This is a genomic window from Methylobacterium gregans (genome assembly GCF_022179245.1).
Taxonomy (GTDB): domain Bacteria; phylum Pseudomonadota; class Alphaproteobacteria; order Rhizobiales; family Beijerinckiaceae; genus Methylobacterium; species Methylobacterium gregans.
The window spans coordinates 44,645-60,329 of the sequence record NZ_BPQM01000027.1; the positions used below are offsets into that span (position 1 = coordinate 44,645).

Consider the following 15,685-nt stretch of genomic DNA (forward strand, 5'->3'; position numbering starts at 1 on the left):
CGTAGAGGCCACGATGTCGCCCACCGAGACCGCCACCCGCACGGAATCCGACACGTTCGGCCCGATCGAGGTTCCGGCCCACCGGTACTGGGGCGCGCAGACGCAGCGCTCGATCCAGAACTTCAAGATCGGCACCGAGCACATGCCGGCGCCGCTCGTGCACGCGCTGGGCATCGTGAAGCAGGCCGCCGCCCTGGTGAACAAGGACCTGGGCGCCCTCGACCCGAAGATCGCCGATGCGATCGCCGAATCCGCCGCCGAGGTGGTGGCCGGCCGGCACGACGACGAGTTCCCGCTGGTCGTCTGGCAGACGGGCTCGGGCACGCAGTCCAACATGAACGCCAACGAGGTGATCGCGAGCCTCGCCAACGAGCGTCTGGGGGGCCAGCGCGGCGGCAAGTCGCCGGTCCACCCGAACGACCACTGCAACCGCGGCCAGTCCTCGAACGACACCTTCCCGACCGCGATGCACATCGCGGTAGCCCGCGAGATCCAGGAGCGGCTGCTGCCCGCCCTCTCGCACCTGCACGGCGCGCTGGACGCCAAGGCGCAGGCCTTCGAGGGCATCGTCAAGATCGGCCGCACCCACCTGCAGGACGCGACCCCGGTCTCGCTTGGCCAGGAATTCTCTGGCTACGTCGCGCAGGTGGCGCTCGGCGGCTCCCGCGTCGCCGCGACCCTTCCGGGCGTGCTGGCGCTGGCGCAGGGTGGCACCGCCGTCGGCACCGGCCTCAACGCGCACCCCGACTTCGCCGAGAAGTTCGCCGCCAAGGTCGCGGAGCTCACCGGGCTGCCCTTCACCTCGGCCGCGAACAAGTTCGAGGCGCTCGCCACCCACGACGCGCTGGTCTTCACGCAGGGCGCGCTCTCGGCGCTCGCCGCAGGCCTGTTCAAGATCGCCCAGGACATCCGCTTCCTGGGCTCGGGCCCGCGCTCGGGGCTCGGCGAATTGTCGCTGCCGGAGAACGAGCCCGGCTCCTCGATCATGCCCGGCAAGGTCAACCCGACCCAGTGCGAGGCGCTGACGATGGTCTGCGCCCAGGTGATCGGCAACGGCACCACCGTGTCCTTCGCCGGCTCCCAGGGCAATTTCGAGCTCAACGTGTTCAAGCCGGTGATCGCCAACGCCGTGCTGCAATCGGTGCGCCTGCTCGCCGACGCCGCCGTGAGCTTCGCCGACAACTGCGTCGTCGGCATCAAGGCCAACGAGGACAAGATCGCGGACCTGATGAGCCGCTCGCTGATGCTGGTGACCGCCCTCGCGCCCACGATCGGCTACGACCGGGCCGCCGAGATCGCCAAGACCGCGCACAAGAACGGCACCACCCTGAAGGAGGAGGCGCTGCGCCTCGGCTACGTGACCGACGCGGAGTTCGAGCGCGTGGTGCGGCCCGAGACCATGCTGGCGCCGAGCGCCGAGTGAGCGGCCCGAAATGAGCGGGGCCGCGTAGTCAGTACCGAGTGACAGGCGCCGCGCGCGTGGCGCCCTCTGATGAACCGGCCGGTGCGAGGAGCCTCCCCGCGCCGGCCCGAGCCGGGAGGTTGGATCGCATGGGCGAGATCATCAACCTGCGTCAGGTCCGCAAGGCGCGGGAGAAGGCGGAGAAGGACGCCAAGGCCGCCGAGAACCGCGTGGCCTTCGGCCGCCCGAAGAAGCAGAAGACCCTTCAGGAGAAGCGCAAGGTCCTGGAGGAGATCCGCCATGAAGGGCATCGCTTGGGACATCGCCTGGAGCGGGACGACCCGCCGGCGTGAGCGGCATCCGCAAGCGCTCGGTGATGATCGCAGGCCACCCGACCAGCGTCTCCCTCGAGGAGCCGTTCTGGGAGGCCCTGCGCGAGATCGCCTCCACCCGTAGGCAATCCGTGCAGGCGCTGATCGGCGCGATTGACGCGGGGCGCGGAGCGCAGAACCTGTCCTCGGCGATCCGGGTCTACGTGCTCGCCGCCGTGCGGGCGCCGGGCGGTGCGCAGGCGGGGGCGGATCCGGGCTGAACTGCGCAGGGCCGTAGGCGTCTGCTTCGGCTGTGAACGAGCGGGCAGGCACCCCACCGCGCTCCCGCTTCCATAGGGCGCGGAGACCCGCGCTTAGTGTGGAAGATGTGGGGGTCCGGCAGCTCGACAGGGGAGAGGGAGCGCGCGGAGGCCTCCATACGCGTCGTGCGAATAGGCAAGAGCGTGCGTCCCAGGATGCAGCCCCGGCGCACCGCCTTCCCAATTCGCGCTGGCCTTCGTTCCAACCGCCTGCCAAGCTCGCCCGAAGCAGAAGATCGGGACCCGGGACCATGCCGTGCATCCGGCTTCGCGCCGCCGCCCTCGTCGCCGCCGCGCTCGCCGCCCCGACCGCCTCCGTGGCGCAGCCGGCGCAGCGCCCGCCTGCCGCAGCGCCCGATCCCGCCGTCGAGGCGATGCGCGCGCGCTTCGAGGCGCTGCCCGAGGCGGAGCGCAAGGCGCTGCAGGACGCCCTCGTCTGGACCGGGGACTACAACAGCGTGGTCAGCGGCGCGTTCGGGCGGCGTACCTTCGAGGGGCTGAACGCCTACCGCACCCGCACTGGAGAGACCCGCGATCCGCTCGATCCGAGCATGCGTCAGGCGATCCTTGCGGCGGGCGAGGCGGCCCGGCGCGCGGCACGCTTCGTCGTACGGACGGACCCGGCGAGCGGCGTGACGCTCGGCGTGCCCGAGCGCCTGCTCGCCAAGCGCACGCCCCTGCCCGGCCCCGTTCCGGCCGGCACGCGCTGGCAGAGCGCGGACGGCCGGGTGACGCTGGAGACCCGCGCCTTCCCGCCGGAGGCCGCGACCCTCGACAGCCTGTTCGAGCGCGCCACCGCGCCGATGCCGGACCGGCGCGTGACCTACAAGCTGAAGCGGCCGGACTTCATCGTGGTCACGGGCGAGACCGCAACGGGCCGCTCCTACATCCGCTACGCGGCGGGTCCGGCGGGCGTTCGGGGCTTCACCCTCGGCTACGACAGCCGCCTCGCTGCGGAGGTCGACCGGCTGGTGATCGCGGTCGCCAACAGCTTCGTGCCCTTCCCCGACGCGCCGACGGACGGCTCGGGCGAGGGGGCACAGAGGCCCGCGCCGCAGGCCGGCGCGCGGCCGCCCGCGCCCGCGCAGCCGTCCCTGCAGCCGCCTGCCGAGCCCTCGCTTCAATCCGCCCTGCCGATACTCCCGCGGGCCGGGGCGCCCCCCGCCGCGACGGGCCTCGTGGTGGCGCAGGGGCGGGTGCTGACAGCGGCCGCCGCGCTCAGCGGGTGCGCGCCGCGCATCGGAGCCGCGGCGGCGCGCGTGCTCGCGAGCGACCCGGCCCAAGGCCTCGCGCTGATCGAGGCGCCGGGCCTGCCGGCCCCGGTCCTGCCGATGCCGCGTGCGACGCCGGTTGGCGCCGACGAGGCGTTGACGGTGTTGGCAGCGAGCGCCGAGGGGCGCGTCGTCGCGCCCGGGACGGCGCAGGGATCCGGCGTGGTGGCGCCGCTCCAGCCGGGCGCGGCCGGCGCGCCGGTCCTCGACCGCGCGGGCGCGCTCGCCGGGATCGTCGCCCGCTATCCGGACGCGCCGCGCCTCGTTGCCGGAGTGGCGCCGCCGGCGCGCTTCCCGATCCTGCCGGGCGACGCGGTCGCGGGTTTCCTGCGCCGGAACGGCATCGCGGCGCCGGGCGGGGCCGGCGAGTCGTCGGCCGGCGCGGTCGCGCCGGCCGTGGTGGCCGTGGTGGCCGTCACCTGCGCGCGCTGAGGCGCGCGGGCGACGACAGGGTCAGAGCCGCCCGGTGGCGAGCAGCACGATCAGGATGATGAGCAGGATGCCGCCGAGGCCGAAGCCGGGTCCGCGATAGGCGCCGCCGCCCAGGAAGCCGCCGCCGCCAAAGGCGAGAATGATCAGAATGATCAGCAGAATGGTGACGAGGGACATGCTGCGTATACTCCGGCAGCTGCACAGGATGTGAGCTTGGCCATTCAAACGCCGTGACGGTCCGCTTCGTTCAGTCGCGTCCCATTTTTCTTGACACGACGATGACGCGGCTCTGCCACCTTTGGCCGATCCGGTGTTTTGCGAAGCGGCGGTGCTGCGCGTCTCGCAGGTGCGAGAGCGCACCGATCAGCGTGAACCGGTGCGCGCATTCACCGGTTTCGTCACTGCATTCGGCCAAGGACAGCCGGAGCGACCAAGACCGCGCAAGATTGCGAAGGCACGATCTTTCTCACTCCACCCTAGACCGGATGATTTCCTCGCATCCCAAGACACGGGAGATCATCATGACGTCTCGCCTCATCGCCGCCGCCCTGCTCGCCGCGACCGTCGCCTCGCCGGCTCTCGCCCAGGGCCTCGACTCCCGCCACAGCCCCTACCCGGCCTCGGCCTATCCGGGCTACCTCGCGCCCGGGCAGGCGCCCGCGGTCCGGCACGCCGCGGCCTCGGCCTACCGCTATTCCGGCCAGCATGCCGGCGGCCCCGCGGGCGCCCTCGTCCGCAACTGAGGCGTCGGCGCGTCGCTCGCCGCCTGCAAGGTCCGCCCGGCACCGCCGCGGCGGGCCTTCCGCGTCGGGAGGCCGTGCCTCAGTGCGGTGTCGGTGGCGGCGTGGCCGGAACGGTGAGGAAGTAGATCGTGTAGGCGACAAGGGCCGCGAAGAGGATGGCGGCCGCGATCAGGCCGAAGCGGTTCGTCCGCACCGGCGCCGGCTTCTCGTCTCTCGGAAGGGCCATCGCAACTCCTGGGGCTTCGAACGGCCAACCGGCGAAGTCATGCCCGGTTCTGCGAAGGCGTCCGAACGGGTCCGGAACGTCGCGGCCCGTCATCCGTGCGTTGCCGCACGCTCGGCGCGAGCCCGGAAACCTCCCGCACATCGCGCGGTTGCCGCTCTACACGCCGGACCGTCCGGCACGGAGCTCCCATGACAAAGACATTCGCCGTCAGCGCCCTGGCGCTGCTCGTCACTGGCCCTGCCCTGGCCCAGGGTCTGGCCCCTCTCCAGGGGCCGGGTGCGACCCGCCCCATCATCCAGCGCCAGCCGAACACGACCGGCAACGACCCCAGCCTGATCATCTCGCGCGGCAGCACGGGCGCGGAGACCATCACGACGAACTCGGCGGCCGGCGGCAATGCGGGCCAGCCGGAGCGCGCGATCCCGCAGGGCAGCGCGAACGGCGGCGGCAGCAGCCGCTGAGCGAGGGTCGGCGGGCCCTCAGGCCCGCCAGTCCGGCAGATCCTCGGCGGGCGCGTCGAGCCAGTCCGGCGCGGGCAGGCCGCGCTCGGCGAGGAAGGCCGGGTTGAACAGCTTCGAGGCGTAGCGCGCCGCGCCGTCGCACAGGATCGTCACGATCGTGTGGCCCGGCCCGAGTTCCTTCGCCAACCGGATCGCCCCCGCCACGTTGATGCCGGACGAGCCGCCGAGCGACAGGCCTTCCTCGCGCATCAACCCGAACACGATCTCCAGCGCCTCGGTGTCGGGAATGCGGAAGGCGTGGTCGGGCGTGAAGCCTGCGAGGTTGCCGGTGACGCGGCCCTGGCCGATGCCCTCCGTGATCGAGGAGCCCTCGGCCTTCAGCGTGCCGGCGGTGTAGTGCGCGTAGAGGGCCGAGCCGTCGGGATCGGCGAGCGCGATCTTCACGCCGGGCTTGGCCGTGCGCAGAGACTCGGCGACGCCCGCGAGCGTGCCGCCGGTGCCGGCCGCGCAGACGAAGCCGTCGACCGCGCCGCCCGTGCCCGCGAAGATCTCCGGCCCGGTATGCTCCACATGGGCGCGGCGGTTGGCGACGTTGTCGAACTGGTCGGCGAAGAAGGCCCCGGCGGGATCGCGGGTTGCGAGGCTCTCGGCCAGGCGCCGCGCCACGTGCACGTAGTTGTTGGGGTTGGCGAAAGGCACCGCCGGCACCTCGACGAGGCGTGCGCCGGCGAGCCGCAGGGTCTGCTTCTTCTCGGCCGACTGCGTCTCGGGGATCACGATCACGGTGCGGTAGCCCCGCACCGAGGCCACCAAGGCGAGGCCGATGCCGGTATTGCCGGCCGTGCCCTCCACGATGGTGCCGCCCGGCCGGATCAGCCCCCGCGCCTCCGCGTCCTGCACGATCGAGAGCGCGGCCCGGTCCTTCACCGAGAGTCCGGGATTCAGGAACTCGGCCTTGCCGAGGATCGTGCAGCCGGTCTCCTCCGAGGCCCGGCGCAGGCGGATCAGCGGCGTGTCCCCGATGGCGGCGAGGATGTCGGGGCGGGCGGCGGAGCGGCTCATGGATCCCTCATAGCGCGTCGCACGGGGAAAATGTGCCTGTTTGCGGCCCCGCCGCAAGGTCGGGCCTCCCCCTCCGCCAGGGCGGCGGAGGGGGATTTCACGCATCAATTGTCGAAGCCGACCTTGTCCACCAGCAGGCTCGCGGCCTTGCGGTTGCGGGCGATGTCGGCGAGCGGCGTCGGGTCGATCGCGAGCGGGCCCATCGCGGTGAGCAGCGGGTCGATCTTGGCGCCGGCCTTGACCGGGTACTCGTAGTTCGCCTGGGCGTAGAGGGCCTGCGCCTCGTCGGAGACGAGGTACTCGAGGAGCTTGACCGCCTCGTCGCGGTTCGGGGCGTTCTTCGCCACCACCGCGCCCGAGACGTTAACGTGCGTGCCGCCGCCCTCGAACGTCGGCAGTGCGACCGTGATGGCCTCGCCCCACTTCACCTGTTCGGGCCCACCCTTGCCCGAGCGCATCAGGCCCACATAGTAGGAATTGCCGAGGCCGATCTCGCAGGTCTCGGCCAGGATGTCGCGGGCGATGTCCCGGTCGCCGCCCGCGGGCTTGCGGGCGAGATTGGCCTTCACGCCCTTCAGCCAGGCTTCCGTCTTCTCCGGCCCGTGCTTGGCGAGGTGATGGGCAATCAGCGCCGTGTTGTAGGGGTGCTGGCCCGAGCGCAGGCAGAGCTTGCCCTTCCATTTCGGGTCGGCCAGCTCCTCGTAGGAGAGCGCCTTCAGGTCGGCGAAGTCGCGCGCGTCCGCGTAGGCCACGCGGGCGCGGGAGGAGAGCGCGAACCAGCGGCCCTCAGGATCGCGCAGGGTGGCGGGGACGGCAGCATCGAGCGCGGCCGATTTCACCGGCTGGGCGAGGCCGCGGTCGACCAGCTCGATCAGGTTGCCGATATCGACCGTCATCAGCACGTCGGCCTTGGCGCGCTCGCCCTCGGCCGCCACGCGCTCCGCCAGCCCCTTCTCGACGAAGACCGTGTTGACCGTGGTGCCGGTCTTGGCCGTGTAGGCATCGAGGATCGGCCGGATCAGGCCGGGCTCGCGGGTGGTGTAGAGGTTCACCTCCGCAGCCTGCGCGGACACGGCCGCGAGCAGGGTGGCGAGAAGGGCGTATCCGGCAGTCCGACGCGACATGGTTTCCTCCCTGAAGCGCGGGAGGTTGAGCGGCATCGGCCGACCGAAAGCAAGACCTAAGTTTTTGATCTAAAACAGTTAAAATCTACGCAGCGCCTCACGCGCGGACCTCCGTCCCTAATCCGCGTCGGGCACAAAAATAAAGGGGGTGTCGCCCGCCAGCACGAGGCCGACGGTCTCGCCAGGCCGGTGCGCATCTTCGGGGGGCACCGCGAGGCGCAGCGGCTCAGCGAAACCCGCGGCCTCGATCTCCAGCCGCGTCTGCGTGCCGAGATAGACCCGTCGCGCGACGCGGGCCGGGCAGCCCTCGCCCGCGTGCACGATCCGCAGCGCCTGCGGGCGGACGGCCGCGCTCAGGCGCGCGCCCTCCGCGAAGCCGGGCACCGGGAAGGATCCGAGCCGCGTCTCCAGCACTCCGCCCCGGCAGGGCCCCGCGACCTCCACAAGGTCGCCGAAGAACCGGGCGGCGAAGCGGTTGACCGGGCGGCGGTAGAGATCCTCCGGCGTGCCCACCTGCACGACGCGCCCGGCCCGCATCAGCGCGATGCGGTCGCAGACCTCCATCGCCTCCTCGGGGTCGTGGGTCACGAGGAGCGCCGTGGCGCCGGCCGCGCGCAGCACCGCGAGCGTGTCGGCCCGCACCCGGTCGCGGGTGCGGCGATCGAGATTTGAGAAGGGCTCGTCGAGGAGCAGCAGGCGCGGGCCGGGCGCGAGCGCCCGGGCAAGCGCCACCCGCTGGGCCTCGCCGCCCGACAGGGTCTCGGGATAGCCCGCCGCGCGGTGCCCGAGCCCCACCTGCGCGAGCCGCGCGGCCGCCGCAGCATCGGCCTCGGTGCGTTTGCGGCCGGCGAGCCCGTAGCGCACGTTCTCGGCGACCGTCAGGTGCGGGAACAGGGCGTAGTCCTGGAACATCATCCCGACGCCGCGCAGCTCCGGCGGCAGGCCGGGGCGGATCTCCCGCCCGTCTAGGCGCAAGGCGCCCCGGTCGGGCGTCTCCAGCCCGGCCACGATCCGCAGCAGGGTGCTCTTGCCGCAGCCGGAATCGCCGAGCAGCCCGACGATCTCTCCACCCGCCACCGCCAGCGAGACGTCGTCGAGGGCCCGCACCGGGCCGAAGCGGCAGCCGATGCGGTCGAGTTCGAGGCGGGGCATCTCAGGCACGGGCGCGCACCAAGCCTGAACCGTGGGGAGCGCTCCCTTCGCTCCGAGGACAGGATGGATTCGGCTGCGCGTGCTGCATCGGCCGTTCCTGACGCGGCGCTCCGGCCGGCGCAATCCGGTATAGGCTGGTGCGTGTCGGGAGACCGGGGGATGACGTGGCGGGACGGGGCGGGTTCGCGCGCTACCTCGCGCTCTATGCCGGGCTCTACGGCGCCTATGGCTGCCTGTCCCCGCTCCTGCCGAACCTGATGGCCGCCCGCGGGCTCGCGCCCGAGGCGATCGGCCTCGTGCTGGCCGCCGCGACCCTGGTGCGGCTCGTGGCCGCCCCGCTCGCCGGCCGTCTCGCCGATGCGCGCGACGCGGCCCGCCCGATCCTCGCCGCGAGCGCGGTCGCGGCCGGCCTCCTCGCGGCGGCGCACCTGCCGATCCACGGGCTCTGGCCGGTGCTCGCCGCGGGCCTAGCCTACGCGGTCGCGACGGCGCCGCTGGCCCCGCTCGCCGACGCGCTGGCGCTCGGTGCGGCGCGGGGCGGGACGGCCTTCGTCTACGGGCGCGTGCGGGCGGCGGGCTCGGGCGCCTTCATCGCCGCGGCCGCCGTGGCCGGATGGCTCGCCGGGACCTACGGGCTCGCCGCCGCGATCCTGATGGGCGGCGCGCTCTTCATCGTCGCGGGGGCCCTCGCGCGGCGCCTGCCGTCGCCCCCCGGCGAGACCGGCCCGAGGCCGGATCCGGCTGCCGTCCTGGGGGCGGGTTTCGGCACCCTGCTGCGCCTCGCGGCCTTTCGCCGGACGCTCCTGGTCGCCGCTCTGGTGATCGGCGCGCACGGCCTGCACGAGGCCTTCGCGATGATCCTCTGGCGCGCCTCCGGCATCGGCGCCGGGGCGGCGGGCCTGCTCTGGGCCGAGGCCGTGGCCGCCGAGGTTCTGGTCTTTCTGACGATCGGCCCGCGGCTCCTCGGCCGGATCGGCCTCGCGGGCGGGCTGGCGCTGGCCGCCGCCGCCGGTGCTCTGCGCTGGGGGATCGCCGCGCAGACGGTCGCCCTGCCCTGGCTCGCCGGCGCCCAGGCCCTGCACGGCCTCAGCTTCGCGCTCCTGCACCTCGCCTGCCTGGGGCTGATCGGGGAGACGGTGCCGGCGCATCTGCGCGCCACGGCGCTCACGCTCTACGGCAGCGTCGGCCTGGGCCTCGCGGGCGCCCTGGTGACGCTGGCCTCCGGCCCGCTCTACGCCGCGTTCGGCGCGCGGGCCTTCTGGGCGATGGCGGCCCTGAGCCTCGCGGCGCTGCCGCTCGCCCACGGGCTGCGGGCACGCTGAACGTTGCGGCGAGGCTGGGCGCCGCTTTTTCCCGCGCCCTATGGTACGGACCCGGAACGGAGGCCCGCGGGCCCTCTCGATGCGGCCCGCACACCCGGATTCCATGCCCGACGTCGCCGAGATCCTGATCCCGCTCGCCCTCGACACGGCCTACAGCTACGTCGTGCCCGAAGGTCTCCGCCTCGCGGAAGGCGACGTGGTGCAGGTGCCGCTCGGCCCCCGCGAGACGGTCGGCGTGGTCTGGGGGCTGGCCCAGACGGCGGGCGGCTCGAACCTGCGGCCGGTGACGGGCCGGGTCGATGCCCCGCCGCTCTCCGAGCCCCTGCGCCGGCTCGTCGACTGGATCGCCCGCTACACGCTGGCGCCGAAGGGCTCGGCGCTCGCCATGGTGCTGCGCCTGCCCGACGAGGCCGCCGCCCGCGAGACCGCCCGCGTCGGCGTGCGCGTCTCCGGCAAGGCGCCCACCCGCGCGACGCCCGCCCGCCGGAAGGTGCTGGAGGCGGCCGCCGACGGGGCGCTGCACGGGAAGAGCGCGCTCGCCAAGGCGGCGGGCGTCTCGCTCAGCGTGGTCGACGGGCTCATCGACGACGGCGCGCTGGAGGCGGTCGCGGTCGAGCCCGAGGCGGTGGCGCCCCCGCCGGACCCGGACCACCCCCGGGTGCCGCTGTCCGACGCGCAGGAGGCGGCCGCGCTGGAGCTGATCGCCGGGCCGGGAAAGGCGCTCGCATCGCCGGGGGAAGGGAACGCGCGGGTTTCCGGGAGCGCGCTGCAACCGGTCGAACCGGCGGCGCCCGGCCCCGTCCTGCTCGAAGGCGTCACCGGCTCCGGCAAGACCGAAGTCTATTTCGAGGCCGTGGCGCACTGCGTCCGGGCCGGGCGGCAGGCGCTGATCCTGATGCCCGAGATCGCCCTGACCGCGCAGTTCCTCGACCGCTTCGCCGCCCGCTTCGGCGTGCGGCCGGCCGCGTGGCACTCCGGCGTCGGCGGGCGGCGGCGCGAGCGGCTGCGGGCGGCCGTGGCGGCCGGCGAGGCGCGCGTCGTGGTCGGTGCCCGCTCGGCCCTGTTCCTGCCGTTCAGACAACTCGGCCTCATCGTGGTCGATGAGGAGCACGAATCCGCCTACAAGCAGGAGGACGGGGTACACTACCACGCCCGCGACATGGCGGTGGTGCGCGGGCGCCTGGAGGGCTGCCCGGTGGTGCTCGCCTCCGCCACGCCCTCGATCGAGAGCCGGGTCAATGCCGAGCGCGGGCGCTACCGCCACGTGCGCCTGCCCGAGCGCTTCGGCGGCCGGCGCCTGCCCGACATCCGGGCGATCGACATGCGCCTCGATGGGCCGGAGCGCGGCCGCTTCCTAAGCCCGCCCTTGATCAACGCCATCAAGGCGAACCTCGCGGCGGGGGAGCAGTCGCTGCTCTTCCTCAACCGCCGCGGCTACGCGCCGCTCACGCTCTGCCGGGCCTGCGGCCACCGCTACCGCTGCCGCAACTGCTCGACCTGGCTGGTCGAGCACCGCTTCCGCAAGGCGCTCGTCTGCCACCAGTGCGGCTACGCCGAGCCGCGGCCGCAGGCCTGCACCGAATGCGGCACCTTCGACAACCTGACCGCCTGCGGGCCGGGCGTCGAGCGGATCGCCGAGGAGGTCTCCGAGCTGTTCCCGGACCGGCGCATCATCGTGCTGTCGAGCGACTTCCCGGGCGGCGCCGAGCGGCTGCGCATGGAGCTCGACGCGGTGGCGGCCGGCGAGTGCGACATCGTGGTCGGCACGCAGCTCGTGGCCAAGGGCCACAACTTCCCGCACCTGACGCTGGTCGGCGTCTTGGACGCCGATATCGGCCTCACCTCCGGCGATCCCCGCGCGGCCGAGCGCACCTTCCAGCTCCTGCAGCAGGTGACGGGCCGGGCGGGCCGCGGCGAGCGGCCGGGCCGGGCGCTGGTCCAGACCTACCAGCCGACGCACCCGGTGATCGCGGCGCTGCTCTCGGGCGACGCCGAGCGCTTCTACGCGGAGGAGGTGGCCGCGCGCGAGGCCGCGGGCCTGCCGCCCTTCGGGCGCCTCGCCGCGCTCATCGTCTCGGCGGCCGAGCGCGAGGCCGCGGAGGCGCAGGGGCAGGCGCTGGCGCGCGTCGCCGAGCCGCCGCCCGGCGCCATGGTGCTCGGGCCCGCCGAGGCGCCGCTGGCGCTGGTGCGCGGGCGCTACCGCTTCCGCCTGCTCGTGAAGACCGAGCGCAACGTGGATCTGCAGAGCTACCTGCGCGACTGGCTGGCGCGCGCGCCGAAGCCCCGCGGCAGCGTGCGGGTGGCGGTCGATGTCGACCCGCAGAGCTTTTTGTAGGAGAGTGGCGGGCCGCAACGGCCCCCCAGGAGCCCGATAGTGCTGAGCTACACCAAGAAGCCGGACACCAACGTCGCCGAGATCGTGGTCGACGGGAAGATCACCGACGCGGAGATGGACGCGGCCATGACCGCGATGAAGGCCGACCTCGACAAGGGCGGCAAGCTCAAGCTCTTGGAGGACATCCGCGCCTTCGAGGGCATGGAGCCGGCGGCCTTCTTCAAGGACCCGCGCTTCGGCCTCTCGATGATGAAGAGCGTCAGCCACGTCGCGCTCGTCACCGACGCGCCCTGGCTCAAGGCACTGGCCGAGACCTTCAACTTCGTCTCGCCCGCGCAGATCCGGGTCTTCGAGCGCGCCCGTCTCGAGGAGGCGCGTTCCTGGCTGGCGACGGCCTGACGTAGCCGACGCCGATCATTCCGCTTGGGCGGTGCGGGTGTTGCTGCGCCGCGCCGTCCAGCGGCCCGAGCACAGGGCCGAGACCTTCCAGGTGCCCGAACCGGACTGCGCCTGGAGCCGGCCCGAGGCGGCGCCGCTGGTGCCGCCGTTCGAGACCGTGAGACCGACCGTGCCGTCGGCGCCGACGCGTCCGCTCATCCGCGTGCCGGCATCCGCCGCCGAGGCGAGGCGCACCTGCCCCTCCTGGATGGAGACGGCGTAGCTGTAGCGGCTGTCGCAGATCCCGCTCTCCGTCACGAGCTCGACGCGCCACGTGCCCGTGTAATCCCCGGCCCGGGCATGGGCTGCCGGCAGGAGGCCGGTCAGCGCGAGACCGGCGGCGAGGCTGAGGGCGGTGAAGGTCGAGGTCATGTGCTCCCTGTCGGGCAAAGCCGTATGATTCGCCGCGCGGGCACGCGGCGTGTTCTCGGTGCTAGACCCGTCGGGTCCGTGATTGGGCGATACCCCCGGTTAAATCTGGGAAACGGCGAGAATATGACGCCGAATTCTTGCGAACGCCCAAGCTTTGCTACCAGGAAGCGCGCCTGTTCAGATGCATATATGCTGAGTGATGGGTCGGAGCTGTACGGGAGCTGAACCGACGGTAACTTGGTTCAAACGGTCGCGGCCGCGCGGAAGGCTGCGCCGACGAGGCGCAGGGCTGCGCCGGCGCGCGGTTCCCGGGTGCGGGCATGCAGCACCACGTCGGCGGTCGGCAGGGGCGGCAGCCCGAAGCGCTCGCCGACCTCGACCGAGCCCGGCGGGGCGACCCGGCGGGCGAGCGCCGCGACGCCGAGCCCGGCGCTGACCGCGGCGCCGACCGCGAGCACGCCGCCCCCGACGAAGACCTCTGTCCAGGAAATGCCGGCCGCGTCGAGGCAGCGCAAAGCCGTCTCGCGCACGCCGCAGGAGCCCGCCAGGGTCGCGAGCCGCAGCGCCTCGCCCGGCCGGTGCCGGAAGCCGGGCCCCGCGAACCAGCCGAAGGGCTCGCGGGCGAGCAGGCGCCCCTCACCGCGCCGCGGCGATCCGTCCTCGCTTCGCACGATGGCGGCGTCGATCTCGGCGCGCGCATAGGCCGCCACGAGGTCGCGCGAGCCCGCGATCCGCACCTCGATGAGCAGGCCCGGATCCTGCGCGGCGATGCGCCCGATCAGAACCGGCAGTTCGGGTCCCGCGACGTGATCGCTGATCCCGAGGATCAGCCGACGCGGCGGCGTCGGCGCCACCTGCTGCCACGCCCGCTCCTGCGCGGCCAGGAGGTCGCGCGCCGCGGGCAGGAAGGCCTCGCCGCGCTCGGACAGGCGGACCCGCCGCGGGGTGCGCTCGATCAGGCGGTGACCGAGCCGTTCCTCGAGCCGCTTCAGGCGCAGGCTCACCGCGGCCTGTGAGGTCCCGAGCGCCTCCGCGGCTCGCGTGAAGCCGCCGAGATCGGCCACCAGCACGAAGGCCTGGACCGCATCGGAATCGAGGGCGCGCGCCGGGGCAATCATAACAGATGCTCATCGTACAAATAACCGGCGATATGTTTCTCTGATGCCTGTGATTTGGCAAGCCGTGACGGTTCCCGATTGCCGGAGCCGAACATGCTGGTCCTGCGCTACCGCCACCGCCTGCCCGCCGATTACGACATGGCCCGCATCCGCCGCCGCGTCGCCGAGCGCGGATCCTTCTTCGACGCGACACCCGGCCTCGGCTTCAAGGCCTTCTCGATCGCGGAGGGCGCCGGCGGCAACGTCTACGCGGCGACCTATCTCTGGCTGGACCCGCTCGCCGCCGGCGAGTTCCTCACCGACCACCGCTTCCGGGCCGTCGTGGACGGGTTCGGCCGCCCGCGCGTCGAGACCTGGCTGCCCCTCGTGGTGGCGGCCGGCTCAGGGACCGGCGCGACCGTGCTGGTGCGCGAGACGCTTCCGGTCTCCGAGACCCGCGATCTCGCCGCCCTGCGTGCCGCGGAGGCCGAGCGCGCCGCCTCGGCCGTGGCGGAGGGTGCCTGCGCCGCCGTCAGCGCGCTCGATCCAGGCGCGTGGCGCCTCCTCCGCCTCACGCTCCGGCGGGACGGCGCGGCCGGCACACCGCACGAGAGCGTGCTCCACCTCGCCGCGCCCGGCTGGGCTCGCCTGTCCCATCCCTGAAGCGGAGCCCTGCCATGCCGTTGATCCGGATCTCCCTGCGGGTGGGCAAGCCCGCCGCCTACCGGGCCGCCCTGTCGGAGGGCGTCTACGCCGCCCTGCGCGCGAGCTTCGACGTGCCCGAGGACGACCGCTTCGTGCTGATCCACGAGCACGCGGCGGACGCCTTCGCCTACGGGGCCACCTATCTCGGGGTCGCCCGCAGCGACGACCTCGTGATCGTGCAGATCACCTGCAACGATACGCGCAACCGCGCGCAGAAGCGGGCGCTCTACCGCCGCATCGTGGACAACCTCACGGACGACCCCGGCCTGCGGCCGGAGGACGTCTTCATCAACCTCGTCGAGGTGAAGGCGGAGAACTGGTCGTTCGGCAACGGCCTCGCGCAATACGCCGATCGTGCCTGAGTTCGGCCCGGGTTAATCCTTCTGCGCTCGCGGTCCGGCCGATCGGCGGGCAACCGATGCGACGGCGGTCCATTCTCCCTCGGCAACCTCGAAGGGTCCTTCGGAGGATGACGCCATGCCCGGGAGATCGCCGCTCGCCGCCCTCATCCTGCTCACCGCAGGCGCGCAGGCCCAGGACGGCGGCAAGGCCGCACTCGACCAGCTCGGCGCCCTGCCGAAGCCGGCCCAGCAGGGGGACCTCGACACCGTCGCGCTCGCCTCGGCCCACCGTGAGCGGGCCGAGTCGATGCAGCAGCGCACGGACGGCCTGTGGCAATCCTGGCTGGTCTCGGTCTGCGAGGGCTGCGGCGAGGCGCGGCGGCCGTTCAGTGACCGGGACGGGGCCGACTACCTGAAGAAGCTGCGCGCCGGCCAGCCGGAGGAGGCTCAGGGCCGCCCGCGCTTCACCTACTACTATCCGGCCGGCGGCCGGTTGCCGCGCCCCGACAACATCTCGGCCGACCTCTCGAACCAGAACATCGACCAGATCCGGCGCGACCCGAACCGCTGA

19 protein-coding genes are annotated in these 15,685 nt (G+C 73.1%); 12 read left to right on the plus strand and 7 right to left on the minus strand.

Going from position 1 to position 15,685, the window contains the following annotated elements:
- The first annotated feature begins 13 nt into the window (after positions 1–13).
- The 4 genes from fumC to MFF54_RS06565 all read left to right on the plus strand — a co-directional run bounded on the left by fumC (position 14) and on the right by MFF54_RS06565 (position 3,736).
- Complete coding sequence (fumC, locus tag MFF54_RS06550) at positions 14–1,423, plus strand: class II fumarate hydratase (RefSeq protein WP_238301815.1); 1,410 nt, start codon at positions 14–16, stop codon at positions 1,421–1,423.
- 128 nt (positions 1,424–1,551) lie between these two features.
- A complete protein-coding gene (locus MFF54_RS06555) occupies positions 1,552–1,755 on the plus strand; it encodes a DUF4169 family protein (protein WP_238301816.1) in 204 nt (67 codons plus the stop codon).
- Positions 1,752–1,994 carry a ribbon-helix-helix domain-containing protein gene (locus tag MFF54_RS06560; RefSeq protein ID WP_283206259.1) on the plus strand — a complete coding sequence of 81 codons (243 nt, stop codon included), beginning with the start codon at positions 1,752–1,754 and terminating at the stop codon, positions 1,992–1,994. The genes MFF54_RS06555 and MFF54_RS06560 overlap by 4 nt, the downstream gene beginning before the upstream one ends.
- Positions 1,995–2,284: 290 nt before the next feature.
- Positions 2,285–3,736 carry a serine protease gene (locus MFF54_RS06565; RefSeq protein WP_238301817.1) on the plus strand — a complete coding sequence of 484 codons (1,452 nt, stop codon included), beginning with the start codon at positions 2,285–2,287 and terminating at the stop codon, positions 3,734–3,736.
- Between the two features lie 21 nt (positions 3,737–3,757).
- On the opposite strand, the gene MFF54_RS06570 is transcribed toward MFF54_RS06565, so the two are convergent.
- Positions 3,758–3,913 carry a DUF3309 domain-containing protein gene (locus MFF54_RS06570; protein ID WP_109950448.1) on the minus strand — a complete coding sequence of 52 codons (156 nt, stop codon included), beginning with the start codon at positions 3,911–3,913 and terminating at the stop codon, positions 3,758–3,760.
- A 344-nt stretch (positions 3,914–4,257) separates the two neighbouring features.
- Here MFF54_RS06570 and MFF54_RS06575 point away from each other — a divergent pair, with 344 nt between their 5' ends.
- Positions 4,258–4,479 carry a hypothetical protein gene (locus MFF54_RS06575; protein ID WP_238301818.1) on the plus strand — a complete coding sequence of 74 codons (222 nt, stop codon included), beginning with the start codon at positions 4,258–4,260 and terminating at the stop codon, positions 4,477–4,479.
- Between the two features lie 79 nt (positions 4,480–4,558).
- Here the strand turns inward: MFF54_RS06575 and MFF54_RS06580 are convergent, their stop codons facing one another.
- Positions 4,559–4,705, minus strand: a complete 147-nt coding sequence (locus MFF54_RS06580; protein ID WP_238301819.1) for a hypothetical protein — start codon at positions 4,703–4,705, stop codon at positions 4,559–4,561.
- Positions 4,706–4,893: 188 nt separating this feature from the next.
- Between MFF54_RS06580 and MFF54_RS06585 the strand changes: the two genes are divergently transcribed.
- Positions 4,894–5,166: a hypothetical protein gene (locus tag MFF54_RS06585; RefSeq protein WP_238301820.1), complete on the plus strand. Its 273-nt coding sequence runs from the start codon at positions 4,894–4,896 to the stop codon at positions 5,164–5,166.
- Between the two features lie 18 nt (positions 5,167–5,184).
- Here the strand turns inward: MFF54_RS06585 and MFF54_RS06590 are convergent, their stop codons facing one another.
- The 3 genes from MFF54_RS06590 to MFF54_RS06600 all read right to left on the minus strand — a co-directional run bounded on the left by MFF54_RS06590 (position 5,185) and on the right by MFF54_RS06600 (position 8,504).
- Positions 5,185–6,228 (minus strand): cysteine synthase A, encoded by a 1,044-nt coding sequence (locus MFF54_RS06590; RefSeq protein WP_238301821.1) that lies wholly within the window; start codon positions 6,226–6,228, stop codon positions 5,185–5,187.
- Positions 6,229–6,332: 104 nt separating this feature from the next.
- The gene (locus MFF54_RS06595; protein ID WP_238301822.1) at positions 6,333–7,352 is read right to left on the minus strand and encodes an extracellular solute-binding protein; all 1,020 of its coding nucleotides are present in this window, start codon (positions 7,350–7,352) and stop codon (positions 6,333–6,335) included.
- 117 nt (positions 7,353–7,469) lie between these two features.
- Positions 7,470–8,504, minus strand: coding sequence for an ABC transporter ATP-binding protein (locus MFF54_RS06600; RefSeq protein ID WP_238301874.1), 1,035 nt, complete (start codon positions 8,502–8,504; stop codon positions 7,470–7,472).
- 164 nt (positions 8,505–8,668) lie between these two features.
- Between MFF54_RS06600 and MFF54_RS06605 the strand changes: the two genes are divergently transcribed.
- The 3 genes from MFF54_RS06605 to MFF54_RS06615 all read left to right on the plus strand — a co-directional run bounded on the left by MFF54_RS06605 (position 8,669) and on the right by MFF54_RS06615 (position 12,560).
- Positions 8,669–9,826: an MFS transporter gene (locus MFF54_RS06605; RefSeq protein WP_238301823.1), complete on the plus strand. Its 1,158-nt coding sequence runs from the start codon at positions 8,669–8,671 to the stop codon at positions 9,824–9,826.
- Between the two features lie 103 nt (positions 9,827–9,929).
- The gene (locus MFF54_RS06610; protein WP_238301824.1) at positions 9,930–12,161 is read left to right on the plus strand and encodes a primosomal protein N'; all 2,232 of its coding nucleotides are present in this window, start codon (positions 9,930–9,932) and stop codon (positions 12,159–12,161) included.
- 39 nt (positions 12,162–12,200) lie between these two features.
- A complete protein-coding gene (locus MFF54_RS06615) occupies positions 12,201–12,560 on the plus strand; it encodes a SpoIIAA family protein (RefSeq protein WP_238301825.1) in 360 nt (119 codons plus the stop codon).
- A 15-nt stretch (positions 12,561–12,575) separates the two neighbouring features.
- Here the strand turns inward: MFF54_RS06615 and MFF54_RS06620 are convergent, their stop codons facing one another.
- Positions 12,576–12,971, minus strand: coding sequence for a hypothetical protein (locus MFF54_RS06620; protein WP_238301826.1), 396 nt, complete (start codon positions 12,969–12,971; stop codon positions 12,576–12,578).
- Between the two features lie 242 nt (positions 12,972–13,213).
- Positions 13,214–14,089 (minus strand): LysR family transcriptional regulator, encoded by an 876-nt coding sequence (locus MFF54_RS06625; RefSeq protein WP_238301827.1) that lies wholly within the window; start codon positions 14,087–14,089, stop codon positions 13,214–13,216.
- Positions 14,090–14,182: 93 nt separating this feature from the next.
- Between MFF54_RS06625 and MFF54_RS06630 the strand changes: the two genes are divergently transcribed.
- The 3 genes from MFF54_RS06630 (at position 14,183) to MFF54_RS06640 (ending at position 15,685) form a co-directional block, all read left to right on the plus strand.
- Positions 14,183–14,731: a DUF4865 family protein gene (locus MFF54_RS06630; protein WP_238301828.1), complete on the plus strand. Its 549-nt coding sequence runs from the start codon at positions 14,183–14,185 to the stop codon at positions 14,729–14,731.
- 14 nt (positions 14,732–14,745) lie between these two features.
- Positions 14,746–15,135, plus strand: coding sequence for a tautomerase family protein (locus MFF54_RS06635; RefSeq protein ID WP_238301829.1), 390 nt, complete (start codon positions 14,746–14,748; stop codon positions 15,133–15,135).
- Between the two features lie 115 nt (positions 15,136–15,250).
- Positions 15,251–15,685, plus strand: coding sequence for a BTB/POZ domain-containing protein (locus MFF54_RS06640; RefSeq protein WP_238301830.1), 435 nt, complete (start codon positions 15,251–15,253; stop codon positions 15,683–15,685).